This is a genomic window from Candidatus Neomarinimicrobiota bacterium (genome assembly GCA_017656425.1).
In the GTDB taxonomy this organism is placed as follows: Bacteria; Fidelibacterota; UBA2242; order UBA2242; family B5-G15; genus JACDNV01.
Genome location: JACDNV010000007.1, coordinates 68,505 through 81,417, shown reverse-complemented (window position 1 = coordinate 81,417; position 12,913 = coordinate 68,505). Strand labels below are relative to the sequence as shown.

Genomic DNA, 12,913 nt, shown 5'->3' with positions numbered 1-12,913 from the left:
TATGAATGACGAAGTATTAGTTTTTATTAGGAGGTATATTTCTATGAACATATTGGTCACTGGATCCGCAGGATTTATTGGTTTTCATGTTTCGAAATCACTCCTAGAAAGGGGACACAATGTAATCGGCATTGACAACCTGAATAATTATTATGATCCGACCCTTAAAGAAGCAAGAAATAATATATTAAAAAATCACAATAATTATACATTCTATAAAATTGATTTGTGTGAATACGAAGAGATGGATAAAGTTTTCCGAAACCACAAAATAGAGTGCATATGCCACTTGGCTGCTCAAGCAGGTGTAAGATATTCTCTTACAAATCCCTTCAGTTATCAGAAATCCAATTTGGAAGGTTTTTTAAACATCATCGAACTGGCTAAAAACAATAGGGTAAAAAATTTTGTATATGCCTCAAGTTCCAGTGTATATGGGAACAATAAAAAATTACCCTTTTCTGAAAAAGATCGTGTAGATAATCCCATCTCTCTGTATGCTGCTACGAAAAAATCAAATGAGCTCATTGCCTACACATATTCACATCTATTTAATTTACCATGTACAGGAATAAGATTCTTCACAGTATACGGTCCTTATGGAAGACCCGATATGGCATTATTTAAATTCACAAAGAACATTATTGAAGATAAACCAATAGACGTATACAATTTCGGTAAGATGAAAAGGGATTTCACATACATTGATGACATAGTTTCAGGGGTAATTTCATGTTTATTCAAACCATTTAAATATGAAATTTTTAATCTCGGTAGGAGTAAAAGTGAAAAACTAATGGACTTTATATATTTCATAGAGAAATATCTCGGCAAGAAGGCAGAAATTAACTTCTTACCAATCCAGCCGGGCGATGTTCCAGAGACCTATGCAGATATTCAGCATGCCAGAGATCTTCTCGGATACGAACCAGAAGTGGATATAGCCATAGGTGTTAAAAAATTCATTGATTGGTATATAGATTATTATAAAATAAATTTATAGTAATCTAAAGCTATCACTTATTAGAAGTTTCTTTACTCGCGTACCTGATGGGGTATCCTCAAGAATTATACCATTTTCCATTAAAAAATCTCTTATTCTATCCGCTTCCTGCCAGTTTTTCTTTGATCTCGCCAGTGACCTTTTTTCCACTAAATTTTTAATCTCATCAGTTACATTAACACTACCCAGACTAAATATATTTAATATATTGTCAAATCTATCCAGCAAATTTCTTATATTTTCAGCATCTTTTCTGGTTAATAAATTCCTCATTCTGAATTTATTGACCTCCTTTATTAATTCAAATACACTAGCAAGAGCTTCAGATATATTCAAATCATCATCAAAAGCTTCTTCAAAAGATTTATCTGTGTCTCTGACCAGACTATCAAGATTACTGATTTGAGAATCAGAAAATTCCGATAATGAATTATAAAAATCGAGTAATCTATCAACTGCTGAAGCGGACGAATAAATCTTTTCCACATTAAAATTTAACTTTTGCCTATAGTGAGTCGATATCAGAGCATATCTAATGACGACTGGGTCAACACCTTTTTTTATTAAATCCCTCGGAAAAATGACATTCCCAAGAGATTTGCTCATTTTTTCGTCATTTATCAATAGATGCTCACAGTGCAACCAGTAGTTTACAAATTTTTCTCCTGTTGCACATTCACTCTGAGCTATTTCATTCTCATGATGTGGGAATATATTATCAACGCCACCAGTGTGTATATCAAAATGATTGCCAAGATATTTCATACTCATTGCAGAACATTCAATATGCCAACCAGGTCTTCCTTTCCCAATCTCTGTTTCCCAGTATACATCTCCATCTTCCATTTTCCATGCCTTCCATAAAGCAAAATCCCTTATTTCCTCCTTTTCATATTCATCACTTATAACCCTCTCCCCTACTCTCATCTCTTTTACATTTAAATTAGCAAGCATACCATATTTTTCAAACTTCGAGACCTTGAAATAATACGAGCCATCAGGAGCTTGATAGGCATAGCCATTCTCAATCAATTTTTTTATCAATCCAACCATATCATCTATATGCTTTGTTGCTTCAGGATAATATTCTGCTCGTTCAATACCGAGGATATCGAGGTCCTCAAAAAATGCTTTTTTATACGGCTCTGTGAATTCTTCAATGGAAAGCCCCTTCTGACTTGCATTACGGATTATCTTATCGTCAACATCAGTAATATTCATCACTTGAACAACCTTATAGCCTTTGAACTTTAGATATCGACGTAATAGGTCCTCAAAAATATATGCTCTGAAATTTCCAATATGAGCATAATTATAGACAGTGGGACCACAGGTATACATTTTTACAATACCAGGGGTTATTGGTTTAAATATCTCTTTCTTTCTAGTTAGTGTATTATAAAATATTGTCGGCATCTCCAATCCCCAATGGCAATGTAAAGATTTTCTCCTTCCTTTCCTCGCTAATAGGCTTTAACAATATGGGATTTATATCTACAAGAAATGAGTACTGAATTGCATCAAGGGAAATTACGAATCTATCCTGACTTTTTATTCTCTGTATTCGACCAATTATACCTTTTAATGGACCGTCTATAACTTCCACAAGCTGACCAATTTTCAAGTAACATACTGGTTCAAGAACAACCCCATTCTGAAGAGTTCTTTTTAGAGCTTCTATTTGGAAATCTGGTATTGGAGCGTAATTGCCTTTGAACATGACAAACTTTACAGCCCCCTGAGTTTCCAAAACATCAAGAGATCTCTGAAGTGGTATATGAACAAAAACATAGCTTCTAATTAAAGGCTCTTCAACCATCTTTTTTCTATCAGACCATTGATGATACTCTCTTTTTAACGGAAGAAATGCTTCAATATTTTTCTTAACAAGCATTTCATAAACTTTTTTCTCATGCCTTGATTTTGTGTAAACGGCATACCATCGTACCTCAGCAGCATTATTTCTCTCTTTCATCTGTTCTTCGCCCCTCTTTTATCTTTCCAGTCCTAATCTAATTATTTCTTCCAACAACTCAATGAAGCTCATTCCCATAGCTTCAGCTGCCTTTGGTACGAGGCTATGGCTTGTCATTCCTGGAAGAGCATTAAATTCAAGAAAATATGGTATATTATCTTTCGAAAGTCGAATATCAAATCTACCATAGCCATAACATCTCAAAGCCTTAAAGGCCATAAGTGACATCTCTTGCATCTGTCTAGCTACATTTTCACGAACTTTAGCCGGTACAATATACTCGCTCATACCATCGGTATATTTACATTCATAATCATAAATACCATGCTTGGGAATAATCTCCAATACCGGCATTGCTCTATCACCTATTATCCCTACAGTCATCTCTCTTCCTTCAATAAACTCTTCAATTATAATGTCAGTATCATACCTGAATGCCTTCTCAATTCCTCTATTAAATTCTTCCTTATTATAAACAACAGATACTCCAACAGTAGAACCCTGATTTGCCGGTTTAATTACTAGAGGTAAGGAAAATCCATTAATAATTTTATCAATAGGTATATTTTTGTATTCTTTATAGTTATAATAAAAGCTACGTGGAGTTGGTATACCAAGATTATTCAATATGTGCTTAGTAGCAATCTTATCCATTGTTATAGCACAACCCTCTACTCCTGAACCATTATATTTATATCCTAACGCATCCAATATAGCCTGCACAACACCATTCTCTCCTGATCCACCATGTAAAGCGTTAAATATGAAATCAGCACTTTTCACTTCATCTGTTATCAATAACTTAATTAAATTTTCTTCATCCTTACCAGTTATATCACAATCGATTTCAATTTTTTTATATATTTGTTCTATCGGTAATACCGTATCAAGAGTTAGTACCTCATGCCCAGCACTCTTTAAACTCTCAGCAACATTTCTCCCTGACTCAATTGATACGTCTCTTTCCGGGGATGACCCTCCCATCAGAACAACAATCTTCATCCTGAGCTCTCCAATCTTCTTATAAGCATGGCTGCAGTTAATAGATTTTCTTCAATATAATCTGGCTTTATGTTCCAACTCTTTATTTCTTCAGGCTCTTTAATCCTCTCTCCGCTTAAAAGCATTATAGTCTTGCATCCCGCTCTCTTACCTGCTTCGATATCCCTTTTTGAATCCCCAACAAAATACGATTTTAAGGGATCAATATTAAAATCTTTTATCGCTCTGTCTATATTTCCTATATTTGGTTTCCTACAATCGCAATTTTCTTCAGGGTGATGAGGACAGTAATATATCCCATCTATCTTTATTCCTTCTTTATACAAATATTTTTTAAGATAATCATGAATCTCTTCTACTTCTTCGGTAGATGCCATCCCCCTTGCAATAACAGATTGATTCGTTATTATAATAAGTTTAAATCCGAGTTCCTTTAAAATTTTCAAAGCTTCCGGTGTATAGTCAAAGAGTTCGAACTCAGCTAAATTTTTAATATAATCTAAACTGTCCCTATTTAAAGTACCATCCCGATCAAGGAAAACTGCCTTCTCTTTCACTTTTATAAATTGCTCCTCATTTCAACTGATTAAACTAATTATTTTTTAAAAATTTTAAAAACCACAATTTTGCATAATTATCATCTCAAATGTATATTTATATTTGATTTTTTAAGTCATTTTAAGATTTAAATGAATGAAAAAGTATCCGAATTAAAAGAGCTTTTAAAAACATCTTTTAAAAATCCACTATGGCTGGCTTATTATACCTGGTATTCAAGCTATAATCCATCTAATAGCCTTAAAAAGCATTCAAAATACCTGGATTATTATATTAAAAATGAAGCCGATATAAACAAGATATTGTTTGAGGTATCAATAAATCCAATTGACGAATTAAAACTAATTAAAGAGTTTGAGGAATTACCCTACCCTGATACAAAAGTAACATCATCAATCCCAAACTATTCGGATGCCAGCTGGGAATTTGCCCTTTTAATTTATCTCATAGTTCGAGTTAAAAAACCTGAAAAGATTCTGGAAACAGGGGTTGGAAGAGGATTAAGTACATATTATATACTTAATGCACTAAGGTTAAATGGCTTGGGTAAACTTTACAGCATAGATTTACCAGCTCTGATCAAAAACTACGAAGAAGAGGTAGGTTTATATATTCCTGAATGCTTAAAAAAGAGCTGGATATTCCTTAGAGGTCCAAGCCTAAGAATAATTAAAAACCAAATGGAAAAATTTAAAGGTATAGATATTTTCATACACGATTCAAATCACAATTACCTTTACATGAAAAGGGAATGCGAAATAGGATTTAAACTTTTGAAAAATAATGGCATACTAATAGCAGACGATGTAAATAATGACTCATTATATGAAATACATAAAAACTACAAGTCTAAACTATTTTCTATAATTCAGGAGAAACAGGATCCAATAGTTCTCCTAATAAAAATTTAATAGATATAGCTTGCATATAAATATCCACTTTAATATAATAATGGAGAGGTTTTATTTAAAAATTGAGGATAATTATGGACAGGAGAAAATTTTTAAAAAGTTCTATTTTGCTAATAGCAACCTCTCTTGTTAGAATTAATAAATTATTATCTGGTTCAGCCCTTACAGAAGAACTTGTAATGGTAAAAAATGGGGCACCAGAGCAAATGGTAAAAAAAGCATTAGAAATGCTCGGTAGTATGAGAAAATTCATAAATAGAGGAGATGTGGTATTTATAAAACCGAATATAAGCTGGGATAGGTCACCAGAATATGCTGCAAATACTCACCCTGAAGTAGTCAGAACTGTCGTTGAAGAATGCTTAAATGCTGGCGCAAAAAAGGTAATTGTTGCAGATAGAACCTGCCAGGAAACAAAAAGATGCTACATAAATAGTGGCATTCAGGAAGCTGCCAGTAAAGCTGGTGCAGATGTGATGTATGTAAGAGACTATCACTTTACAACTGTAAGGATACCTGATGGTATAGATTTAAAAGAGTGGGAATTTTTCAAGCCAGCTCTGGAAGCAGATAAATACATAAACCTACCGATTTTAAAACATCATGGGTTACCAGGAATCACAGTAGGGCTTAAAAATACAATGGGTATAATAGGTGGTAATAGAGGAATAATCCATAGAAATTTTGATCAGAAAATCGTTGATATAAATAAAGTGATCAAGCCAACTTTAACTATCGTTGATGCCACCCGAATATTAAAGGCTCATGGACCCCAGGGAGGTAGATTAGAAGATGTAGAAAATGCAAATATAATCCTTGCTGGAACAGATAGGGTACTCATCGAAGCCTGGTCAGCTCAAATATTTGGAATAAATCCAGCCAATTTAGGTTTCATAAAAAATGCTTATGAGCAGGGTCTTGGTAGAATGGATATAAATAAATACAAACCTGCTGTCTATAGTTTTTCGTAAACAGAGAAATAGAATGAACTATAAAAAACTAATACTTATTCGAAAACTCGTACAATTAGCCTTTTTAGGGCTTTTAATAATATCCATCGCAGTTTCAGTCTATCCATTTAAATTATTTTTTTTATCGAAAATATTTGTAATCTTCGACCCGCTCAATCTTGTCGGTCCCCTCTTTGCATCGAGATATTTCAATCCTATATTACTTCTTTCAATTATAATTCTATTATCCCCTATAATCTTTGGAAGAGCTTTTTGTGGATGGATTTGCCCACTTGGAACTACCATTGACATTGTTGATAATATAATAAAAAGAGAAAGAACTACCAGTTCAATAAAAACAAGGAAGGTAAAATACCTCGCTTTAATATTTTTTATCTCCATTGCCTTATTTGGATATCAACTATCATGGTACTTTGATCCAATACCAATAGTATGGCGATCTTATGCCATTCTTATTCTCCCAGTATTTTATTCAATAATAGGAAGTATTCCGGAATTTTTCATCTCGATTAACTTACTCCCCGAATTTTTCTATAGTATATTTGACAAAATATCAACATTATTTTTCCCAATAAATGCACCTTCCTTTACAAACTTAATGGTTCCATTTTTAATATTTATCACAATATTATTATTAAATTTTATCTCAAAAAGGTTCTGGTGTCGAAATCTATGTCCGCTCGGTGCGCTGCTGGGTTTCATCTCACGATTTAGTATATTAAAAAGGAAAGTTGATGAAACATGTACTAATTGCAGTTTATGCAAGAAAAATTGTAAAATGGATGCCATAAATGCTGACTATATATCAACTGATAAATCAGAATGTATTTTATGTTTGAATTGTACAGAGGACTGTCCAAAGGATAGCATATCATTTAAGTTTACTTCTCCGTTCATCTATGCGAAAGGTCCAAGTACAACTAGGCGTGCCGTTTTAAAATTTGGTATTTTCTCAGTAATCGGAGCAGGAATTTTAAAAGTAAGCTCGGATAGAACTAGCAATGATAGATTAATAAGACCTCCCGGAGCAGTGAAAGAAGATCAGTTCCGTGATTTATGCATCAGATGTGGTGGATGTATAAGAGCATGCTCAACCTCTGGAGGATGTCTCCAATTTAGCATATTAACAACTGGGGTTACGGGATTTATGACACCGAGAAATAATTATAATGTTGGTTACTGTGAATATGAATGTAACTTATGCGGGAATGTGTGTCCAACTGGAGCAATAAGACCTCTTAGTATCGATGAAAAAAAAGAAGTAAAAATGGGAACCGCCGTTATTCAGAAAGATAGATGCATACCCTATAGACTTGATGATAATTGTATAGTTTGTGAAGAACACTGCCCTGTACCAGAAAAAGCTATAAAATTAGAAAGGAAAACAGTCTTTAATAAGCAATACAACCGATACATGGAAGTATACTACCCATACGTTATCCCGGAATTATGCATAGGTTGTGGTATTTGCGAATATAAATGTCCCATCGATGGAGAGCCAGGGATCATAGTGATTAGAGAAGGTGAAAGACGCTACTCCACATAATTGTAAAAATTTTTTCATTTTAATAGGAACTTTTTCATCATAATTGACAAAAACACTATGTTTATATAAATTGATCTTAGTTTATTATGGCAAACAAAGTATTGGATAGAAGAAAATTTTTGAAATACACAGGAGCCGGGATAGCACTGACTGTTAGTTACACCAAGCTGCTCCCGGAAAAATTACTGGCAGACCTAAAAGAACCTTATAAAAAAGAAGCAAGATATTACAAGAAGATTGAAGAAAATATAGTTCAATGTCAGCTCTGCCCAAGAGAATGTTTTGTATCCGATGGAAACCGAGGTTATTGCGATGTAAGGGAAAATCAAAACGGTACATATTATACACTAGTGTACGGTAGGCTTGTAGCAATTCATATCGATCCTATAGAAAAAAAACCTCTATTTCACTTTCTACCCGGTACAAATGCTCTATCGGTTGCCACAGCAGGCTGTAATGTGGATTGCAAATTTTGTCAGAACTGGAATATTGCTCAGGCGCTACCTGAAGAGGTACCATCAAAATTTGTCCCACCTGATCAATTAGTATCACTTGCGGTAAAATACAAATCACCAACAATGGCTTTTACTTATACAGAACCTGTAGTTTTCACTGAATATGTCTATGACTGTGCTTCTTTTGGGAAAAACCACAATGTACGCAGCGTAATGATTAGCAATGGATATATAAATAAAAAGCCGATGCAGGATTTATGTGGTGTACTGGATGCTGTGAAAATAGATTTAAAATCATTTAATGATAATTTTTATAAAAAAATAGTTAGGGGGACACTCAAACCGGTACTTGATACTCTCGTCACACTTAAAGAAAGCAATAAATGGTTTGAAATGGTATACCTGGTTATACCAACTCTTAACGATAAAAAAGAAGAAATAGCAAATATGTCCAAATGGATATTGAGTAATCTAGGTCCTGATGTTCCGATTCACTTCACAAGATTTCATCCAGAGTATTTACTTACCAATCTGCCTCCAACTCCTGTTAAAACACTTGAAATAGCTTATAATACTGCAAAAGATGCTGGACTAAATTTCGTCTATATAGGCAATGTTCCAGGTCATCAAGCAGAAAATACATACTGCCCTAATTGCAATAAGCTACTTATTCAAAGACTTGGTTTTTCAATAAAAGAAAATAACATAGTTGATGGAAAGTGCAAATTTTGTGGCAAAGATATTCCCGGAGTCTGGAAATGATTGACAATTTATGTAAAAAGGTAGCTTTAATCATTATCGCTATTTTCTGTATTTTTATTGTAAATACCTATCCACAGGTGCGTAAACCGGTAGCTGCGGGTGCTTTCTATCCTTCTAATAAATATGAACTTAAAGCAATGATTAATAACTTCTTAGAAAAAGCTGGAGAACCAATACTAAAATCCAAACCTAATATTCTAATCTGTCCCCACGCAGGCTACATTTATAGTGGACAGGTTGCTGCCTATTCATTTAAGGAAATAAGACCTTTCGACTACGGGACAATAATTCTTATCGGTCCTTCTCATATTGATTACTTCGAATTTGCATCAGTATACAATGGAGATTATTACGAAACACCTCTTGGCAAAATACCTATTAATAAAGATCTTTCGAAAGAAATAACTAATAACGAAAAATACATCAAACTTTCAAATAGGGGACATTTAGGTCCTGCATTTAACAGAGGGGAACACTGTCTTGAGGTTGAATTGCCGTTTATTCAGGTGATAAAATCAGATATCAAAATTGTACCAATTATAATCGGCACAATGAATTATAAGGTCATACAGGCACTTGGAAATAAGCTGGGAGAAACTTTGAAAAATGATAATATCCTAATTGTCGTATCAAGCGATCTGTCTCATTATCACTCATATGAAGAATGCAATAAAATAGATGGAAGATTGATCAGACAATTGAAAAATATGGACCCAGAAAAATTTTATTATGGACTAATATCCAAGGATTATGAAGCTTGTGGTGGTGCCGCAATCACCGCTGCGTTAATAGCAGCAAAAAAGGCTGGGATAAATTCTATTAAAATTTTAAAACATGCCAATAGCGGTGATGTTCCTGCGACTTCAAAAGATAGAGTGGTTGGATATTTGGCCGCTGCTATTTTTAAATCAAAAGGTGGAGGCAAAATGAGTCGGGAGAAAAATAAAAAAGAAACTCTTTTACAAGGGGAATTAAATAAACAGGATCAGATCTATCTAATAGAACTGGCAGAAGAAACAATTAATAGAGTTGTAAATGGTAAACCAAAACCAAACCCTGATGATGTACCCGATAAGTTAAAAGAAGAAAGAGGCGCCTTTGTAACAATAAATAAACATGGAGAATTAAGAGGTTGCATCGGTTATGTACTACCGGTCTACCCGCTATATAAAACGGTAATAGAAGCAGCTACAGGTGCTGCATTACATGACCCCAGATTCAAACCAGTATCACCTGATGAATTAGATGATATTGAAGTCGAAATATCGGTACTGACAGTTCCTGAAAAAATTGATGACCCCGAAAAAATAGAGGTTGGTAAACATGGACTGATTATAAAACGTGGATTTTATCAGGGACTATTACTTCCACAGGTTGCTGTGGAATATGGTTGGGATAGAGAAACTTTTCTTGAACACACATGTCTAAAGGCTGGTTTACCTCGTAATGCATGGAAAGACCCAGATACTGAAATTAGTATATTCTCTGCACAGGTATTTTCAAGAGAAACTTTAAATAGAGACTAACCTTACTTACAAAAGAAACATAAAATTGATAAAATAATCGTATATACCGATAAAATATTCAGCGACACATATAAACCGTAAACTGGCAAAATAATTACGGATATTAGATACAAACCTGCACATGCACCAAATATATCAAGGGAATAACCCACTGCTGAACTGGATGAGACATCACTTCCTGAAATTGAACGTATTTTTAGCGTAAGCACTGGAAACAATATGCCACAGGAAATTCCAGTAATTAAAATTAAAGCAGGAATAACAACTGTGTAAATTAAATCTGGTAATTCCACACCAACAAAAATATAACCTGCAAGGATCAACATTAACAGTAACAAAAAAAACCATCGATAAATTCTATTAAAGAAAGAATTATATATTTTTGCAAACCAGGAACCTATTGATGCTCCTACCATAAACGATAAATTCAAAAATAAAATTTTAATATAAATATCTCCAATCATACTCTGATATATGATTATGTATAATCCAATCATTGACATGGAAATAAATCCAATGGAAAAGATAAATTCTTTCAACAACGCTTCCCGTCTTTTCCTAAATAAAATCGGTAACAATAAAAAAATTAAGGGGGTGTAAATAATTTTTTCATCGATATTATTTAAAAACTTATAAAAATCCTTTAAAATACCACCAGTCCTTTTATCCCATAGTATGGTAGTAAAATAATAACCAATCGGTTTGTGGAGTGAATTAGTAATTCTTACATCGCATCTCATTAAATTTGAATTCAGAAAATCAAACCTCAGGGGATTTAATCTATCAAAAAGGTAATATTCACGTATATATCTCAGGTTTAATTTTCTATTTTTAATTTCTTCTATAATTTTATCATAGGAGATATTAACAATGCTATCGGAAGCTAAAAGATGAATGGTTGACCCCGGAATCCATACCAACTTTTTAAAACTTTTCTTCACTGTATTTTCTATTATTTTCAAAAATTCAATGTTTTCCTCACTTAAATAATTTTCACCACCTGGAAAATGGAGTGCCAAAATACCATCTTGCGTGATAATATCTTTTATCTTATCAAAAAACCAACTTGTATAAAAACTATTTAAATAAGCACTCGATGGTAAAGGAAGGTTTAATATCACAACGTCGAAACGGTAACTATCGTTCTTTAAAATATCATCAACACGAAGACTCGAAAATTGAATTTTCACATCTCTTCTGATACTATCTCTGTACATAAAGCTGTATTCATTAAGTCTATCCTGCAGAATTTTATCCTTTTGCAGAATCAAAATATACTTGATAGTTGGATGTTTTGCAATCTCAAATGCCATTTCATAATTTCCAACACCTATCACAAGAATATTTTCTGGTCTATCACAAAGTAACAACGGAAAATGAACAATCTCTTCTCTACTCTGTGAATTATTAAAAATCCAGGCAGGTGATGATGAAGTATAAAGAGTTTTCATATTATAGTAATCTGTAATCGCAATTGATGAATACTCCGATTCCTTATATTCCACTAATCTTTGAGGCTTCCATATCAAAGAATTAATCTTATTTGAAGCTACAAGAAGTAAACTGATTATAATTAGCAAAAACAGGAATGTTATTCTTTCCCCACATGAGACCAGGTAAAGAATAATTGAAAAAAATAAGAGAGTAAAAAATATTATCATAATAGAATTCATGCCCGATATCAAAAAAATCCATAAAAGTAAACTTCCTATAGCAGAGCCCAATGTCTCCATCGAGTAGACTCTATTTATAGGGAAATCTATCTGGTCTTCTTCGTAAACACCCACTAATAGAGGGAAAAACATGCCATTAGCAAGACATGGTAGCAATAACCCTGAAAAACTGATAACGAAAATAGGTATTATTCCAAGAATTTCTTGTTGAGGAAGTCCAATTAATCTTTTTGAAAACATGTAGAATAAAATTGATGCGGCTGTGGAAAAAATAAATATCATAGAAATTTTTATAAATAGTTTTTCACTTTTCAAACTCCTTTTAAAATACAGACGTAATCTACTACCAAGACCTGTCAACAAAAGCCAGTGTCCAATTATAATACATAGAGCTATTTCATTACCCTGAAAGGTACTTAAACCGACACGGATAAAAACATTCTGAGTTATTATTGAAATTACTCCGATAAAAATAGGGAACAGTAACCAGTAAATATTTTTATTATTTTTTGTTGTCATTAAATATTTTGC

Annotated in this window: 11 protein-coding genes; 6 read left to right on the top strand and 5 right to left on the bottom strand. The window is 33.2% G+C overall.

Translation table 11 applies throughout. The features are described from left to right. Positions 1-43: 43 nt before the first annotated feature. Positions 44-1,003, top strand: coding sequence for a GDP-mannose 4,6-dehydratase (locus H0Z29_06360; protein MBO8131126.1), 960 nt, complete (start codon positions 44-46; stop codon positions 1,001-1,003). On the opposite strand, the gene H0Z29_06355 is transcribed toward H0Z29_06360, so the two are convergent. The 4 genes from H0Z29_06355 to gmhB are packed head-to-tail and all read right to left on the bottom strand — an operon-like array spanning position 998 to position 4,537. Continuing rightward, positions 998-2,419, bottom strand: coding sequence for a cysteine--tRNA ligase (locus H0Z29_06355; GenBank protein ID MBO8131125.1), 1,422 nt, complete (start codon positions 2,417-2,419; stop codon positions 998-1,000). The two genes, H0Z29_06360 and H0Z29_06355, sit on opposite strands and share 6 nt — an antisense overlap. Further along, the gene (locus tag H0Z29_06350; GenBank protein ID MBO8131124.1) at positions 2,400-2,978 is read right to left on the bottom strand and encodes a UpxY family transcription antiterminator; all 579 of its coding nucleotides are present in this window, start codon (positions 2,976-2,978) and stop codon (positions 2,400-2,402) included. The genes H0Z29_06355 and H0Z29_06350 overlap by 20 nt, the downstream gene beginning before the upstream one ends. Positions 2,979-2,996: 18 nt before the next feature. Beyond that, entirely contained in the window at positions 2,997-3,980 is a 984-nt protein-coding gene (locus tag H0Z29_06345) for a D-alanine--D-alanine ligase (GenBank protein MBO8131123.1), read from the bottom strand. After that, positions 3,977-4,537: a D-glycero-beta-D-manno-heptose 1,7-bisphosphate 7-phosphatase gene (gene gmhB / locus H0Z29_06340; protein ID MBO8131122.1), complete on the bottom strand. Its 561-nt coding sequence runs from the start codon at positions 4,535-4,537 to the stop codon at positions 3,977-3,979. The genes H0Z29_06345 and gmhB overlap by 4 nt, the downstream gene beginning before the upstream one ends. A gap of 132 nt (positions 4,538-4,669) precedes the next feature. Here gmhB and H0Z29_06335 point away from each other — a divergent pair, with 132 nt between their 5' ends. From H0Z29_06335 to amrB, 5 genes are all read left to right on the top strand, one after another. After that, positions 4,670-5,449 carry a class I SAM-dependent methyltransferase gene (locus H0Z29_06335; GenBank protein MBO8131121.1) on the top strand — a complete coding sequence of 260 codons (780 nt, stop codon included), beginning with the start codon at positions 4,670-4,672 and terminating at the stop codon, positions 5,447-5,449. A gap of 74 nt (positions 5,450-5,523) precedes the next feature. Beyond that, entirely contained in the window at positions 5,524-6,420 is an 897-nt protein-coding gene (locus H0Z29_06330; protein ID MBO8131120.1) for a DUF362 domain-containing protein, read from the top strand. 13 nt (positions 6,421-6,433) lie between these two features. After that, a complete protein-coding gene (locus H0Z29_06325; GenBank protein ID MBO8131119.1) occupies positions 6,434-7,966 on the top strand; it encodes a 4Fe-4S binding protein in 1,533 nt (510 codons plus the stop codon). Positions 7,967-8,052: 86 nt separating this feature from the next. Beyond that, entirely contained in the window at positions 8,053-9,183 is a 1,131-nt protein-coding gene (gene amrS / locus H0Z29_06320; protein ID MBO8131118.1) for an AmmeMemoRadiSam system radical SAM enzyme, read from the top strand. Next, positions 9,180-10,709, top strand: a complete 1,530-nt coding sequence (gene amrB / locus H0Z29_06315; GenBank protein ID MBO8131117.1) for an AmmeMemoRadiSam system protein B — start codon at positions 9,180-9,182, stop codon at positions 10,707-10,709. The genes amrS and amrB overlap by 4 nt, the downstream gene beginning before the upstream one ends. Before the next feature lie 2 nt (positions 10,710-10,711). Here amrB and H0Z29_06310 read toward each other — a convergent pair whose 3' ends face one another. After that, positions 10,712-12,901: a hypothetical protein gene (locus H0Z29_06310; protein MBO8131116.1), complete on the bottom strand. Its 2,190-nt coding sequence runs from the start codon at positions 12,899-12,901 to the stop codon at positions 10,712-10,714. Between the last annotated feature and the right edge of the window lie 12 nt (positions 12,902-12,913).